Annotated in this window: 12 protein-coding genes; 9 read left to right on the top strand and 3 right to left on the bottom strand. The window is 64.2% G+C overall.

Annotated elements, in window-relative coordinates:
* The first annotated feature begins 15 nt into the window (after positions 1-15).
* Positions 16-555, top strand: a complete 540-nt coding sequence (locus ABWV64_RS02600) for a hypothetical protein (RefSeq protein ID WP_353342716.1) — start codon at positions 16-18, stop codon at positions 553-555.
* A gap of 7 nt (positions 556-562) precedes the next feature.
* Here ABWV64_RS02600 and ABWV64_RS02595 read toward each other — a convergent pair whose 3' ends face one another.
* The 3 genes from ABWV64_RS02595 to glmU are packed head-to-tail and all read right to left on the bottom strand — an operon-like array spanning position 563 to position 4,496.
* On the bottom strand, positions 563-1,324 hold the full coding sequence (locus ABWV64_RS02595; protein WP_353342715.1) for a DNA alkylation repair protein: 762 nt from the start codon (positions 1,322-1,324) through the stop codon (positions 563-565).
* A complete protein-coding gene (glmS, locus tag ABWV64_RS02590; RefSeq protein ID WP_353342714.1) occupies positions 1,321-3,141 on the bottom strand; it encodes a glutamine--fructose-6-phosphate transaminase (isomerizing) in 1,821 nt (606 codons plus the stop codon). Before glmS ends, ABWV64_RS02595 begins: the two co-directional genes overlap by 4 nt.
* Positions 3,141-4,496, bottom strand: a complete 1,356-nt coding sequence (gene glmU, locus ABWV64_RS02585) for a bifunctional UDP-N-acetylglucosamine diphosphorylase/glucosamine-1-phosphate N-acetyltransferase GlmU (protein ID WP_353342713.1) — start codon at positions 4,494-4,496, stop codon at positions 3,141-3,143. The genes glmS and glmU overlap by 1 nt, the downstream gene beginning before the upstream one ends.
* Positions 4,497-4,659: 163 nt before the next feature.
* Between glmU and ABWV64_RS02580 the strand changes: the two genes are divergently transcribed.
* From ABWV64_RS02580 to ABWV64_RS02545, 8 genes are all read left to right on the top strand, one after another.
* Positions 4,660-5,352: an HAD hydrolase-like protein gene (locus ABWV64_RS02580; RefSeq protein ID WP_353342712.1), complete on the top strand. Its 693-nt coding sequence runs from the start codon at positions 4,660-4,662 to the stop codon at positions 5,350-5,352.
* A 9-nt stretch (positions 5,353-5,361) separates the two neighbouring features.
* Positions 5,362-6,555, top strand: a complete 1,194-nt coding sequence (locus tag ABWV64_RS02575) for a DegT/DnrJ/EryC1/StrS family aminotransferase (protein WP_353342710.1) — start codon at positions 5,362-5,364, stop codon at positions 6,553-6,555.
* A 191-nt stretch (positions 6,556-6,746) separates the two neighbouring features.
* Entirely contained in the window at positions 6,747-7,910 is a 1,164-nt protein-coding gene (locus tag ABWV64_RS02570; protein ID WP_353342709.1) for an isovaleryl-CoA dehydrogenase, read from the top strand.
* A gap of 27 nt (positions 7,911-7,937) precedes the next feature.
* Positions 7,938-9,500 (top strand): AMP-binding protein, encoded by a 1,563-nt coding sequence (locus tag ABWV64_RS02565; RefSeq protein WP_353342708.1) that lies wholly within the window; start codon positions 7,938-7,940, stop codon positions 9,498-9,500.
* Positions 9,497-11,101, top strand: a complete 1,605-nt coding sequence (locus tag ABWV64_RS02560; protein WP_353342707.1) for a carboxyl transferase domain-containing protein — start codon at positions 9,497-9,499, stop codon at positions 11,099-11,101. The genes ABWV64_RS02565 and ABWV64_RS02560 overlap by 4 nt, the downstream gene beginning before the upstream one ends.
* A gap of 141 nt (positions 11,102-11,242) precedes the next feature.
* On the top strand, positions 11,243-12,211 hold the full coding sequence (locus ABWV64_RS02555; protein WP_353342706.1) for an NAD(P)H-dependent flavin oxidoreductase: 969 nt from the start codon (positions 11,243-11,245) through the stop codon (positions 12,209-12,211).
* Between the two features lie 3 nt (positions 12,212-12,214).
* Positions 12,215-12,700 (top strand): hypothetical protein, encoded by a 486-nt coding sequence (locus tag ABWV64_RS02550; RefSeq protein WP_353342705.1) that lies wholly within the window; start codon positions 12,215-12,217, stop codon positions 12,698-12,700.
* Positions 12,701-12,757: 57 nt separating this feature from the next.
* Positions 12,758-14,770 carry an acetyl/propionyl/methylcrotonyl-CoA carboxylase subunit alpha gene (locus ABWV64_RS02545; RefSeq protein ID WP_353342704.1) on the top strand — a complete coding sequence of 671 codons (2,013 nt, stop codon included), beginning with the start codon at positions 12,758-12,760 and terminating at the stop codon, positions 14,768-14,770.
* The last annotated feature ends 120 nt before the right edge of the window (positions 14,771-14,890 follow it).

Raw genomic sequence — 14,890 nt, 5'->3', positions numbered from 1 at the left:
TCCTAGTTTCGGGGCATGAAACGTATTTTGTCCTGCTTCGTTCTGTCCTGCGCCGTTTTTGCGCAAAGCGGCTGCGCCTTGGTGCATAGGCCCGCCCAAAGCGAGCCGCCCGCCGCCACGGGTCAAACCGAGGCCGAGGCGCCGCCAGAGGCCAGCGCCGAGACCGATGCGCAGGCCCTCGACGCGCAAGCCCCCGCCGCGCCGCCCAAACGCCCCCCCGCATCGGCCCGCACGGCAGAGCAATTCGACACCACCAGCCAAGCCGACCGCGCCGCGGCCGTCGAGGCGGCGACCGATACGCAGGGCAGGCTTTTGGGGCGCAGCATCACCAGCCTCGGCACGCCGACCGAAGCCGGATTTTGGATCAAAACGCCATTGGCCGACGCGCGCGCCAAAGGGCGGGTGAGCCATCCCGAAACCGGAGCAAGCGTGCAGGTGGATTTGATCCCGCTGGAAGGCGAGAAAAGCGGCGGCAGCCGCATTTCACTGGCCGCGATGCGGCTATTGGGGGTGGCGCTGACGGACCTGCCGGAGCTTGATATTTACCTGCAATAACAGCGTATTATTCGCCGTCTTTATCGGCCGATGCGGTGCCTGTTTGGGCGGGTGTCGGGGTGAATTTTGCCTTGCCCGCAGGTTTCGGCCCCAGAAATTTCGCGGCTTCCTTGCGCGCAAAGGGCTTCATATCCTTGGCATAGTTGGTCAAGAAATACTGCGCCCGTTCGGGATCATGTTTCGACAGATCGCGGATCCACCACGCCACCGATTTCTGGATGAACCATTCGGGGTCACGCACATATGTCGCGGCCCATCCAAGAACCCTTTGGCGGATCGCCATTTCTTCGGGCTTGGGGTGGTTTTGTTTGGTGTAGGGCAGGGTGATCACCATCGCGGCGCGGCGGGTCCAATGATGGTCCGACTTGGTCCACTCTTCGACTTCTTCGATGCGCTCGGGATGGGCGACCAGACGCTTTTGCCCCGCCATCATCACATGATCGGCGATGGCCCAGCTGTCGAATTGCGGCACCCATGAGGTGATGAGATCCCAAATGGGAGCGTCGTCCTTGATCCGCGCTTGGGTCAGCAGTTTCGCCGCCGCCAGACGCGCTTCGAAAATATTGGTGTCCCAAAGCGCCGAGGCCAGCGCCACACGTTCGGCCACGCTCATCCCCTCGCGCCAGGTTTTGGCCAGATCAGTGATCGCGGGGTTGGGCACGCCGAGATAGTCGCGCGGCACCTTGTGATAGTCCGCCATCCCTTCGGCGCGGCCCTCTTCGATATGGGCGCGCAGATCGCTCAGCGCTCTGTCTAGGGTTATGGTCATTCGACAGTCACCGATTTTGCTAGGTTGCGGGGTTGGTCCACGTCGGTGCCTTTGGCGACCGCCGTGTGATAGGCGAGAAGCTGCGCCGGAATGGCATAGAGGATCGGCGCGAGGATCGGGTCGACGGCAGGCATAGTGATGGTTTTCCACGCATCGGCTGCGGCGTCTTTGGTGCCTGCGGCGTCGCTGACCAAAAGCACCTTGCCTTCGCGGGCCATGACCTCTTGCATATTGCTGACCGATTTGTCGAAGAGCGTGTCGCGCGGAGCGAAAACCACCACCGGCACATTGCGATCAATCAAGGCGATGGGGCCGTGCTTCAATTCGCCAGATGCATAAGCTTCGGCGTGGATGTAGCTGATTTCTTTGAGTTTCAATGCGCCTTCGAGGGCTAGAGGATACATCAAGCCACGCCCCAAAAAGAGCACGTCCTGCGCTTCGGCCAATCCGGTGGCGCAGGCCAGCATCGCCGCATCCTCGTCCAGCGCGGCGTTCAAAACCGTCGGCAAGGCGCGCAGATGCGAGATCAGATCATCCATGCGTTCGGGCGTGATCTTGCCGCGTTGCTCGGCGGCTTTGAGCGCCAGCAGAAGCAAAACCGTAAGCTGGCAGGTGAAGGCTTTGGTCGAGGCCACGCCGATCTCGACCCCCGCCAAAATCGGCAGCGCCACATCGCTTTCACGCGCGATGGAGCTTTCGGGGACATTGACCACCGACAGGATCTGATCGGCCTTGCCCTCGCAATAGCGCAGCGCCGCGAGCGTGTCGGCGGTCTCGCCCGATTGGGAGACGAACAGCGCGGCGGTGCGGGCGGTGATCGGCGGTTCGCGGTAGCGAAACTCCGAGGCGATATCGACCTCGACGGGCATGCCTGCGATTTGCTCGAACCAATATTTCGCGGTGAGGCAGGCATAAAAGGCCGTGCCGCAGGCCACCATGGTCAGCCGGTCGAGTTTGGTGAAATCGATCTCTTCGGGCAGGGTGATCGCCGCGCCGTCGCTGCCAAGGTAATGGCGCAGGGCCTCGCCGATAACACGCGGCTGTTCGGCGATTTCCTTGGCCATGAAGTGTTTGTGACCGGCCTTGTCGACGCGGGCGGCATCGATGCGGATGGTGCGCTTCTCGCGGTGGACCTGCTCGCCCGCCGCATTGCGGATATCGCAGGAATTGCGGGTCAGGATGACCCAATCGCCCTCGTCCAGATAGGTGATCTGATCCGTCATCGGCGAGAGCGCAATCGCGTCGGAGCCAAGGAACATCTCGCCCTTGCCATGGCCTACGGCGAGGGGCGAGCCTTTGCGCGCGCCGATCATCAAATCATCCTCACCGGAAAACAGGAAGGCGAGGGCAAAAGCGCCGTCGAGCCGCGAAAGGGTCTTGGCGGCGGCCTCGCGGGGGCTCATCCCGCTGTCGAGGTAATGCGCGGTCAAAAGCGCGATGGTTTCGGTGTCGGTCTCGGTGTGAAAGCGGACCCCGTGAGCGGCCAGTTCCTCGCGCAATTCGCGGTAGTTTTCGACGATGCCATTGTGAACGACCGCGACTTTGCCCGCCTGATGGGGGTGGGCGTTGGTCACCGAGGGCGCGCCATGGGTGGCCCAGCGGGTATGACCGATGCCGGATTTGCCCGCCAAAGGCTCATGCACCAGAAGATCGGAGAGGTTGACCAATTTGCCGACCGCACGGCGACGGTCCAATGCGCCGTTGTTGACGGTGGCGATGCCGGCGCTGTCATAACCGCGATATTCGAGGCGCTTGAGCGATTCAACAAGGATGGGGGCGGCTTCGTGATCCCCCAGAACTCCGACAATACCGCACATTACTCCGCATCCTCACGCTGTTTTTTCTTTTTGGATTTTAACATATCGAACAATTTTACCGCGAGGCCGGCTTTGTTGACCTGTTTGGCGCGGCCAAGGGCAAGCGCCCCGTCGGGCACATCCATCGTGACCACGGATCCCGATGCGGTCATCGCCTCATGGCCGATGGTGACCGGCGCGACCAGCATGGTGTTGGAGCCGATAAAGGCATCGCGGCCGATTTCGGTATGGTGTTTGAACACGCCGTCGTAATTGCAGGTGATCGTGCCCGCGCCGATGTTGGCGCGCGCGCCGACGGTGGCATCGCCGATGTAGCTGAGGTGGTTGACCTTGGCACCGGCTTCGATCTGGGCGTTCTTGACCTCGCAAAAATTGCCGACCCGCACATCTTCGGCCAGCTCCGCACCAGGGCGCAGGCGTGCATAGGGGCCGACACTGGCGCGCTGGCTGACGTGGCAGCCTTCGAGGTGGCAAAAAGCGCGGATATGGGCGCCGCTCTCGATGGTGACATCGGGGCCGAAGACGACGTTTTGTTCGATTACGCAATCGCGCCCGACAATGGTGTCATAGGCGAAATGCACGGTTTCGGGGGCGGGCATGGTGATGCCGTCTTCGAGCGCGCTGAGGCGTGCGCGCGATTGAAAGGCGGCCTCTGCTGCGGCCAGCTCAACGCGCGAATTGACGCCCAAGGTTTCGGCCTCCTCGCAGGTCACGGCGGTGGCGCTGAGCCCGCGGTCTCGGGCCAATCCGATGATATCGGTGAGGTAATATTCCCCCGCCGCATTGTCGTTGCCGACGCGATCCAAAAGGCCGAACAGCGCCTCGCGGCTGGCGCAGATCACGCCGCTATTACAGAGGGTTATGGTGCGTTCTTGCTCTGTCGCGTCTTTGAATTCCACGATCCGGTCGAGCCTGTCGCCGGACATCACCAGCCGTCCGTAGCGGCCTGGATCGGCGGCGTCAAAGCCGAGCACCACCACGTCGCATGTGGCGCGCGCGGCGATCATCGCCTCCAAGGTTTCGGGGCGGATCAGCGGCGTGTCGCCGTAAAGCACGATCACATCACCGGCGAAATCACCAAGCGCCTCTTTGGCTTGCAAGACCGCATGGCCGGTGCCCAATTGTTCGGTCTGCAGCACGACTTCGGCGGTCTCGTCATAGGCGCGCGCGGCGGCCTCGACCAGATCGGCGCCGTGGCCCGCGACCACGATGTGCCGCTCGGGGACAAGCGCGCTTCCGGCGCGCATGGCATGCACCAAAAGCGGCGCATGGGCGATTTGGTGCAGCACCTTGGGAAGGTCGGAATTCATCCGCGTGCCTTTGCCTGCGGCGAGGATGACGAGGGCCGTGCTCATGGGCGATCCTTTGATGGTCTGCGGCTTGTGCCGCTTTGCTTTGACCCCGTTTTAGACAGATGCGGGCAGGGTGCAAGGGCCGCGCAGTTCAAGAATGATTGCGGCCTGTGACAAAGACAGGCAAAAAGGCGCGCATAGGCACAATGACAAGAGAGAACAGGCCATGGCCAATACGCAAGCACGCAAACCTGCGGTGATCTTTGATCTGGACGGGACGATTGCCGACACCAGCCATGATTTGGTCAATGCGGCCAATGCTTGTTTCATCGGCATGGGGGTGGGGCAGATGCTCGACCCGACCGAGGACGCGGCGGTGGCCGTGGGCAAGGGCGGCATGGGGATGCTGCGCCTTGGTCTGACGCGGATGGGGTTCGAGGGCGATATCGAGGCCGAGATCGCCGCGCAATATCCCAACCTCTTGAAAGCCTATGAGGCGGATATCGCCAGCCATACGGTGATTTACCCCGGATTTCTGGAGGCGGCGGCGGCGCTGCGCGAGGGCGGATTTGCGGTGGGGATTTGCACCAACAAGCTTGAATATCTGGCGCTGCAGCTTCTGGATGCTTTGGCGATCCGCGAGGCGTTTGATGCGGTGATCGGCGCCGATACGATGCCGACGCGCAAACCTGATGTTGCGCCGCTGCGCGCCGCGATTGAACGTTCGGGCGGCGATGTGGCGCGCGCCTTGCTCGTGGGCGATACGATCACCGATCACACCACTGCGCGGGCCTTTGGGGTGCCTTCGGTTTTGGTCACCTTCGGGCCGGGCGGACGCGTGGTCGAAGAGATGCAGCCCGACCACCTGTTGGAGCATTACGATCACTTGCCCGATGTGGCGCAGCGGCTCTTGGCCTAGGGCGCGCCCATGCAAGAGGTATTCACCGGCAATTTCACCCAGCAAGAGCCGATCCCCGAAGAGGCGATCGAGGCTGCCGTTGCGGTGATGCGCTCGGGGCGGCTGCACCGCTATAACGTGGCGGCGGGCGAGGCGGGCGAGGTGGCGCTCTTGGAGCGCGAATTTGCCGCCATGACGGGGGCGAAATATGCGCTGGCCGTGGCCTCGGGCGGCTATGCTTTGGGCTGCGCGCTGCGGGCGCTTGGCGTGGGGCATGGGGACCGCGTGCTCACCAATGCCTTTACCTTGGCCCCCGTGCCAGGAGCGATTGCCGCCGTGGGCGCGGTGCCGGTCTATGTCGGCGTCACCGAGGGGTTGGTGATTGATCTTGATGATCTGGAGGCAAAGGCCGCGCAGGCCGATGTGTTGATGCTCTCGCATATGCGCGGGCATCTGTGCGACATGGACCGCTTGATGGCGATTTGCGAGGCCCATGGCATCCGCGTGATCGAGGATTGCGCCCATACGATGGGGGCCGATTGGCGCGGCGTGCCCTCGGGGCGCCACGGTGTAATCGGTTGTTATTCAACGCAAACTTACAAGCATATCAATTCGGGCGAGGGCGGATTTTTGATCTGCGACGATGCGCAGGTGATGGCGCGGGCGGTGATGCTGTCGGGGTCCTATATGCTTTATGATCGCCATTTGGCCGCGCCCGAGCCGCAGGTTTTCGAGGCGGTGAAATACGACACGCCCAATGTGTCGGGCCGCATGGATCACTTGCGCGCCGCGATCTTGCGGGTGCAATTGCGCGCCTTGCCCGATCAGGTGGCCAAATGGAACGCGCGCTACCGCGTGGTCGAGTCGGGGCTGCGCGATACGGCGGGATTGACGGTGGTGGAGCGCGGCGCGCATGAGGGCTTTGTCGGCTCCTCGATCCAGTTTCTTTTGCTCGATTGGCCGCCCGCCAAGGTGCAGGAGGTCTTGCGCCGCTGCGCCGCGCGCGGGGTCGAGCTTAAATGGTTCGGCGGGGCGGAGCCTGCGGGATTTACCTCGCGCTACGACAGTTGGCGCTATGCCCCCAGCGCGCCCATGCCCGCGAGCGACCGTATTCTGGCGGGGCTGGTGGACATGCGGCTGCCGTTGACCTTCAGCCTTGAGGATTGCGCGCTCTTGGCGCGGATCATCCGCGGCGAGGTGGCGGCGGTGTATCAATCCGCCTGACGGGGCTTTTCGATCATCACGGGCGGCGCGCGCCGCGTCCCTCTTACGGCGTCTTGCGCCGCGGCGGCGGCTGCGCGCTTTCTTGCTTGGCGCGGGTTCGGGGCGCCTTCGTGCCAACAAATTCTCTTGATCCGTCACAGGTCTTCCCGTAGATTAATGAACAAGCGTTCAATAACGGGGAGGTTAGGGCGATGTTCAACCATACAATGACGTTCGATTTGGGCGAGGACGTGAATGCGCTGCGCGAGATGGTGCACCGTTTTGCGCAAGAACGGATCAAGCCCTTGGCAGCGCAGGTTGACCAGAGCAATGAGTTCCCGAACGCGCTATGGAAAGAGATGGGCGATCTGGGCCTGTTGGGCATCACGGTGCCCGAAGAGTTTGGCGGCGCGGGCATGTCTTATCTGGCCCATGTGATTGCGGTCGAAGAGATCGCGCGCGCCTCGGCTTCGGTGTCTTTGTCCTACGGCGCGCATAGCAATCTTTGCGTCAACCAGATCAAGCTCAACGGCAGCGACGAGCAGCGGCGTAAATACCTGCCCGGTTTGATTTCGGGCGATCACATCGGCGCTTTGGCCATGTCCGAACCCGGTGCGGGATCGGACGTTGTGTCGATGAAGCTGCGCGCGGAAAAGCGCAATGATCACTACCGTTTGTCGGGCAATAAATACTGGATCACCAACGGGCCGGATGCGGATACTTTGGTGGTCTACGGCAAGACCGACCCCGATGCGGGATCGAAAGGCATGACGGCCTTTATCGTCGAAAAATCCATGGCCGGATTTTCCACCAGCCCGCATTTCGACAAGCTGGGGATGCGCGGGTCGAACACGGCCGAGTTGATCTTTGACGGGGTCGAAGTGCCCTTTGAAAACGTGCTGGGCGAAGAGGGCAAAGGCGTGCGCGTTCTGATGTCGGGTCTGGACTACGAGCGCGTGGTTCTGGCGGGCATTGGCACGGGGATCATGGCGGCCTGCCTTGATGAAATCATGCCCTATATGGCCGAGCGTAAGCAATTCGGCCAACCGATTGGAAACTTCCAACTGATGCAGGGCAAGATTGCCGATATGTATACGGCGATGAATTCGGCGCGCGCCTATGTCTATGAGGTGGCGCGGGCCTGTGATCGCGGCGATGTCACGCGTCAGGATGCCGCCGCCTGCTGTCTTTATGCCTCCGAACAGGCGATGGTGCAGGCGCATCAAGCCGTGCAAGCCATGGGCGGCGCAGGGTTTTTGGCCGATGCGCCGACCGCGCGCCTGTTCCGCGATGCCAAGTTGATGGAGATCGGCGCAGGCACGTCGGAAATCCGCCGGATGCTGATCGGCCGCGAACTGATGGGCGCGATGGCGTGATGCGGGTCGCAAGCGAGCGGGGATAGGATGCTGGAGGCGGCGCGGTCATATGAGGCGCTTCGGGGCCAATTCGCGTGGGCGTTTCCCGCGCGGCTCAATATGGCGGCGCAGGTCTGTGACGATTGGGCGGATAAGGCGCCCGATCAAACCGCGATTATCGAGCTTGACGCAGGCGCGCGGCGCGAGGTGAGCTATGGCGCGCTGCGCCGGATGGCCGATACATTGGCGCATGTTTTGCAGGCGCGCGGGGCGCGGGCAGGGGACCGGATCGGCGTGCTGCGCAGCCAAGACGCATGGTGCGCGGCGGCCCATATCGCGATCTGGAAACTGGGCGCGATTTCGGTGCCTTTGTTCAAGCTGTTCCAGCGCGACGCTTTGGCGGTGCGGGTGCGCGATGCGGGGGCGGTTTTGGTCGTCACGGACCGTGAGGGCGCGCGGGCCTTGGGCGATCTGGCCGCGCCTTTGGTGGTGGATGATCTGGCGGTTGCGGATGCGGCGTTTGGCACCGCGCAAACCGGCCCCGAAACCCCTGCGGTTTTGATCTACACCTCCGGCACGACAGGGGCGCCCAAGGGGGCGCTGCACGGTCACCGGATGCTGAGCGGCCATTTGCCCGGTGTCGAGATGAGCCATGATTTTCTGGGCCAAGCGGGCGATTGCCTGTGGACCCCTGCCGATTGGGCGTGGATCGGCGGGTTGTTCGATGTGGCCATGCCTGCTTTGGCGCTTGGCGTGCCGGTGGTGGCCGCGCGCATGGCCAAATTCGACGCGGATGCCTGCGCAAAGATCATCGCGCAAGGCGCTGTTCGAAATGTGTTTTTCCCGCCCACGGCTTTGCGCATTCTCAAGGCGTCAGGCGCGCACATCGGCGGGCTGCGCTCGGTGGCCTCGGGCGGCGAAAGCCTCGGGGCGCAGATGCTCGATTGGGGCCGCGATGCGCTTGGGGTCACGATCAACGAGTTCTACGGCCAGACCGAATGCAATATGGTTGCCTCCTCCTGCGGCACGATTTTCGAGGCGCGCGCCGGATGTATCGGCAAACCGGTTCCGGGGTTCGAGATCGCGGTTCTGGATGGCGGCGGCGCGCCCACGGATGGCGAGGGTGATGTGGCGGTAAAACGCGGCGCGGGGTCGATGATGCTTGGTTATTGGAACCGCCCCGAGGAGACGGCGGCGAAATACAAAGGCGATTGGATGTTGACCGGAGATCGCGGCATTTGGGAGGGCGAATATTTGCGCTTTATCGGCCGCGAGGATGATGTGATCTCCTCCGCCGGTTACCGCATCGGCCCCTCCGAAATCGAGGATTGCTTGCTTCGCCATAGCGCCGTTGCCACGGTCGGCGTGGTCGGCAAACCCGACGCGCTGCGCGGCGAGATCGTCAAAGCCTATGTCGTGGCCAAAGAGGGGATTGCGGCGGATGCGGAACTGGCCAAGCTTTTGCAATCCCACGTCAAAGACCACCTCGCAAGCTATTCATATCCCAGAGAAATCACCTTCCTTGATGCGCTGCCCATGACCGTCACGGGCAAGGTGATCCGCAAAGAGCTCAAGGCGCGTGCATGTGCCGAAACGGAGAGACATCCATGAAACTGAACTCCCAAGCCTTGCCGTCTTCGGACGCGTTCAAAACCAACCGCGCGGGGCATCTGGAGGCCTTGGAGATCGTGCGCGAAGCCGCAGAGGCGGCGGCCATGGGCGGGGGCGAGAAGAGCCGTGCGCGCCATGTCAGCCGCGGCAAGATGTTGCCGCGCGAGCGGGTGGCGAACCTGCTCGATCCCGGATCGCCGTTTCTTGAGGTCGGGGCGACGGCGGCGCATGGGATGTATGACGGCGCGGCGCCCTGTGCGGGGGTGATCGCAGGGGTCGGGCGCGTCATGGGCCAAGAGGTCATGGTGGTGTGCAATGATGCCACCGTGAAGGGCGGTACCTATTACCCGATGACCGTCAAAAAACACCTGCGCGCTCAAGAGATTGCCGAGGAAAACCACCTGCCTTGTGTCTATCTGGTCGATAGCGGCGGGGCGAACCTGCCCAATCAGGACGAGGTGTTCCCCGACCGCGACCATTTTGGCCGGATTTTCTATAACCAAGCACGGATGAGCGCCAAGGGCATTGCGCAGATCGCGGTGGTCATGGGGTCGTGCACGGCGGGCGGGGCCTATGTTCCGGCCATGTCGGATGTGACAATTATCGTGAAAGAACAGGGCACTATCTTCCTTGCTGGTCCGCCCTTGGTCAAGGCCGCCACCGGCGAGGTGGTCAGCGCCGAGGACCTTGGCGGCGGCGATGTGCATACGCGCCTGTCGGGGGTGGCCGATTATCTGGCCGAGGATGACGGCCATGCTTTGGCTTTGGCGCGGCGCGCGGTCTCGCATCTCAACCGTGCCAAACCCGCGACCGTGCAGTGGCAGGTGCCCGAGGCCCCCGCCTATGATCCCGAAGAATTGCTCGGCGTCGTGCCTGCGGATTTGCGCACGCCCTATGACATTCGCGAGGTGATCGCGCGGGTGGTGGACGGCTCGCGTTTTGACGAGTTCAAACCGCGTTTCGGCGAAACCTTGGTGACGGGGTTTGCCCATCTCGAAGGGTGCCCCGTGGGGATCATCGCCAACAATGGCGTGCTGTTTTCCGAGGCCGCGCAAAAGGGCGCGCATTTTGTCGAACTGTGCTCGCAACGCAATATCCCGTTGATTTTCTTGCAAAATATCACCGGCTTTATGGTCGGGCGCAAATATGAGAACGAAGGTATCGCGCGGCACGGAGCCAAATTGGTGACCGCCGTGGCGACGACCAATGTGCCTAAAATCACCATGGTGGTGGGCGGATCGTTTGGCGCGGGCAATTACGGCATGGCGGGGCGCGCCTATCAGCCGCGCTTCATGTGGTCATGGCCGAGCAGCCGCATTTCGGTGATGGGCGGGCCGCAAGCGGCGGGGGTTCTGGCGACGGTGAAACGCGACGGGATCGAGCGCGCGGGCGGCACGTGGAGCGCTGCGGAAGAGGAGGCGTTCAAGGCCCCGACGATTGCCATGTTCGAAGAGCAATCGCATCCTTTGTATGCTTCGGCGCGGCTTTGGGATGACGGGGTGATCGACCCGCGCAAGAGCCGCGATGTGCTTGCGCTGAGCCTGTCTGCGGCGCTTTGTGCCCCGATTGAGGAGACGCGGTTTGGCCTGTTCCGGATGTAGCGAAATGGCGCGTCGGTATCACGTCGGTATGACGTCGGTATTGCGTCGGTGCGGTTTTGCGCGCGGCGCAGGCGGCGCTCGGGCGCGCGTCATTGGGTGCGCAGGGCGCGAGAAAGCCCGCGACTTGCCGGAGGGCGGCGCATGAAAACGCGGCTGACGGATGCCTTTGGTCTCAAATGGCCCATCGTGTCGGCCCCGATGGCGGGGGCGGCGGGAGGCGCTTTGGCGGGCGCGGTGAGCGGCGCGGGGGGCTTGGGTCTGATCGGCGGCGGTTATGGCGATGCGGATTGGATCGACGCCGAGTTCGCGCGCGCGGGTGCGGCGGGTGCGGCGGGTGCGCCGGTGGGCTGCGGCATGATCACATGGCGATTGGATGAGGCTTTGTTGGAGCGCATCCTCGCCCAGACCCCGCGCGCGGTGTTTTTGTCCTTTGGCGATGTGGCGGCCTATGCGCCGCGCATCCATGCGGCGGGCGTGCCCTTGATCGCGCAGGTGCAAGATATGGAGGCGGCGCGCGCCGCGGTGGATGCGGGCGCGCAGGTGATCGTCGCCCAAGGCTCGGAGGCGGGCGGGCATGGCGCATCGCGCGCGACGATGACCTTGGTGCCCGAGGTGGCGGATTTTCTGGCGGCGCAATCGCCCGATACGCTTTTGCTTGCGGCGGGGGGGATTGCGGACGGGCGCGGATTGGCGGCGGCTTTGATGCTGGGCGCCGATGGCGCGGTTGTCGGCTCGCGCTTGTGGGCGGCGGCCGAGGCTTTGGTGCCCGAAGGCTTGCACCGAGCGGCCACGGCGGCGACGGGGGATGCAACCTTGCGCACGCGGGTGCCGGATGTGGCGCGGGGCATGGATTGGCCGCGCCCGTTCAACATCCGCGTGATGCGTTCGGCGGGCACCGAAAACTGGCACGGCGCACCCGAGCAGATGAGCGAGGCCGACCGCGCCGCATGGCGCGCGGCGATGGCGGCGGGGGATGCGCGCATGGCCACGCCGATTGTCGGCGAGGCGGTGGGCCTGATCGGCGATATCCGCCCTGCGGCGCAGATCGTGGCGCAGATCGGCGAAGAGGCCGCGCGGCTGTTGCGCGGCGGATGGGCGAAAGGAGCCTAGGACATGGCACGCATACCTGAAGAAGGGGTTTTTACCCAAGGCAAGATCGACGCCTCGACGGGGGCGCGCTGGATCTATGTGACGCCGCAAATGGCGCGGGCGCATCCCAAGGGGCGGCTGTCGCTGGGCCTGTGGTTGATCGTGACCTATTTCATTGCCGTTGCGGCGTTGCGGATCATCGAACTGGCGCAATATGAGGCGCTGCCCGTGGGGGCGGCGGCGGTCTTGGTGGCCATCCCGCTGCTTTGCGCCTTGCTTTTGGCGCTGCGCGCGCCTTGGGGGGCGGTTCTGGTGATCATCTTGTCGGTGCTCTCGGTGGTTGGATCCTTGTCGCGGATGGGCGGGGCGGACCCGATTGGCTTGATCAATACGCTCGTGTTGATCGCGGTGGCGGTTTACTTGCATGAGGGGGATCGGCCGAACCTGATCTACCGGCATCGGTATCGCAGTTATAAATCCAAAGAGGGCGCCGATGGCGCCGCGAAATGAGGGCGCTGGTGGCGCTGTTCTGTATGGGCGCCGATGGCGCTGTTCTAGGGGGCTGATATGTTTGACAAAATCCTGATTGCCAACCGCGGCGAGATTGCCTGCCGGATCGCGGCGACGGCGCGGCGTATGGGTGTGGGCACGGTGGCGGTCTATTCGGATGCGGACGCGGGGGCGGCCCATGTGGCGGCCTGCGACGCGGCGGTGCATATCGGCGGCTCCGCGCCTGCGGACAGCTACCTGCGCGGGGATGTGATCATTCAGGCGGCGCTGGACACAGGGGCCAAGGCGATCCACCCCGGATACGGGTTTTTGTCGGAAAACCCCGATTTCGTCGATGCGGTCCATGCGGCGGGGCTGGTCTTTATCGGCCCCTCGGGCAAGGCGATCCGCGCCATGGGCCTCAAGGATGCGGCCAAGGCTTTGATGATCGAGGCGGGGGTGCCCGTGGTGCCGGGCTATCACGGGGCGGAGCAGGACGGCGATTTTCTCAAGGCGCAGGCGGGCGAGATCGGCTATCCGGTCTTGATCAAGGCCGTGGCGGGGGGCGGCGGCAAGGGGATGCGTCTGGTCGAGCGGGCCGAGGCGTTTGACGCCGCGCTCGCCAGCGCGCAAAGCGAGGCGCGCACGGCCTTTGGCAATGCCGATGTGCTGATCGAGAAATACATCACCGCGCCGCGCCATATCGAGGTGCAGGTCTTTGGCGATGGTTCCCGTGCCGTGCATCTGTTCGAGCGCGACTGCTCGCTGCAGCGGCGCCACCAGAAGGTGATCGAAGAGGCCCCCGCGCCCGATATGCCCGAAAACGTGCGCGCCGCCATGGGCGCGGCGGCGGTCAAGGCGGCCGAGGCCATCGGATATAGCGGCGCGGGCACGATCGAATTTATCGTCGACGGATCGGGCGGCGGCACGGGCGTTTTGCAAGAGGACGGGTTCTGGTTCATGGAGATGAACACCCGCCTGCAGGTCGAACATCCCGTGACCGAGGCGATCACCGGTGTCGATCTGGTGGAATGGCAATTGCGCGTGGCGGCGGGCGAGGCTCTGCCCTGCGCGCAAGAGGATCTGTCGATCACGGGCCATGCCTTCGAGGTGCGCCTTTATGCCGAGGACGTGCCCAAGGGGTTTTTGCCCGCCACGGGCACCTTGACGCATTTGCAATTTCCCGATGGCGCGCGCGCCGATAGCGGGGTGCGGGCAGGCGATGTGATCTCGCCGTTTTATGATCCGATGATTGCCAAGGTGATCACCCATGGCCCCACCCGCGCCGCCGCTTTGCAACAGATGCGCGCCGCCTTGGCGGGCACGCAGGTGACCGGAACGGTGACCAATCTGGCGTTTTTGGGCGCGCTTTGCGATCACGGCGGATTTGCGGCGGGGCAGGTGGATACCGGATTGATCGCGCGCGATCTGGAGGCGCTGGTGGCCGCGCCCGTCCCGCGCGCCGCGCATCGGCTCAGCGCCGCGATGGCGGCGGCGGGGCTTGGTGTAGGGCCGGACGCAGGGCAGGGCGCTGGGCCAGAGAACGCGACTGTGATCGGGCAGGGGTTTTCGCTTTGGGCGCCCCTGCGCCGTAGCGTGGCGCTCACATGGGGCGAGGAGGCGTTCACCGTGGTGCTCATGCTTGAGGGCGCGGACCGCGTTTTGGCCGAAGTGGTCACCTCGGGCGGCAGCGAGGCGCTGGTGGCCGAGCGGATCGCGGGGGCGTGGCGCATCAATGGCGCGCCGATGCCCGCCGCCGCCGTGTCGGGCGCGGTGGTGACGGTGTTTGACCACTACGGTTTGCCCTTTGGCATCATCGACCCGCTGGAGCGCGCGCAGGGCGCGGGCGGGGATGGCAACCTGATCGAGGCCCCGATGCCGGGGTCGGTCAAGGCGGTCTTTGCCAAGGCGGGGCAATCCGTGGCGCAGGGCGACCGTTTGGCGGTGCTCGAAGCGATGAAGATGGAACACGCGCTTTTGGCGGCGCGCGACGGGGTGGTGGCCGAGGTGCTTTGCGCGGCGGGCGATCAGGTCGAGGCGGGCGCGGCGCTCATACGGCTGGAGGAAGCCGAAGGGGAGGCTGCGGCCTAGGGCGCGGGCGCGCGGCTGCAGGGAGTTTGGCACAGGGGCAGGCACGGAGGCTGGCACGAAGGTTGGCGCAGGGGCGGGTTGGCGCAGTGGCAGGCGCCGCGCGTTCCTTATGTGCCGTGA

This window comes from Litorivita sp. NS0012-18, assembly GCF_040371945.1.
Classification (GTDB): Bacteria; Pseudomonadota; Alphaproteobacteria; order Rhodobacterales; family Rhodobacteraceae; genus Litorivita.
This window is presented reverse-complemented; position numbering and strand designations above follow the sequence as displayed.

Coding starts and splice junctions, on each gene's coding strand:
- ABWV64_RS02565 (WP_353342708.1), top strand. CDS start 7,938: ATGCTGGAGGCGGCGCGGTCATATGAGGCGCTTCGGGGCCAATTCGCG.
- ABWV64_RS02570 (WP_353342709.1), top strand. CDS start 6,747: ATGTTCAACCATACAATGACGTTCGATTTGGGCGAGGACGTGAATGCG.
- ABWV64_RS02580 (WP_353342712.1), top strand. CDS start 4,660: ATGGCCAATACGCAAGCACGCAAACCTGCGGTGATCTTTGATCTGGAC.
- ABWV64_RS02560 (WP_353342707.1), top strand. CDS start 9,497: ATGAAACTGAACTCCCAAGCCTTGCCGTCTTCGGACGCGTTCAAAACC.
- ABWV64_RS02545 (WP_353342704.1), top strand. CDS start 12,758: ATGTTTGACAAAATCCTGATTGCCAACCGCGGCGAGATTGCCTGCCGG.
- ABWV64_RS02600 (WP_353342716.1), top strand. CDS start 16: ATGAAACGTATTTTGTCCTGCTTCGTTCTGTCCTGCGCCGTTTTTGCG.
- ABWV64_RS02595 (WP_353342715.1), bottom strand. CDS start 1,324: ATGACCATAACCCTAGACAGAGCGCTGAGCGATCTGCGCGCCCATATC.
- ABWV64_RS02555 (WP_353342706.1), top strand. CDS start 11,243: ATGAAAACGCGGCTGACGGATGCCTTTGGTCTCAAATGGCCCATCGTG.
- ABWV64_RS02575 (WP_353342710.1), top strand. CDS start 5,362: ATGCAAGAGGTATTCACCGGCAATTTCACCCAGCAAGAGCCGATCCCC.
- glmU (WP_353342713.1), bottom strand. CDS start 4,496: ATGAGCACGGCCCTCGTCATCCTCGCCGCAGGCAAAGGCACGCGGATG.
- ABWV64_RS02550 (WP_353342705.1), top strand. CDS start 12,215: ATGGCACGCATACCTGAAGAAGGGGTTTTTACCCAAGGCAAGATCGAC.
- glmS (WP_353342714.1), bottom strand. CDS start 3,141: ATGTGCGGTATTGTCGGAGTTCTGGGGGATCACGAAGCCGCCCCCATC.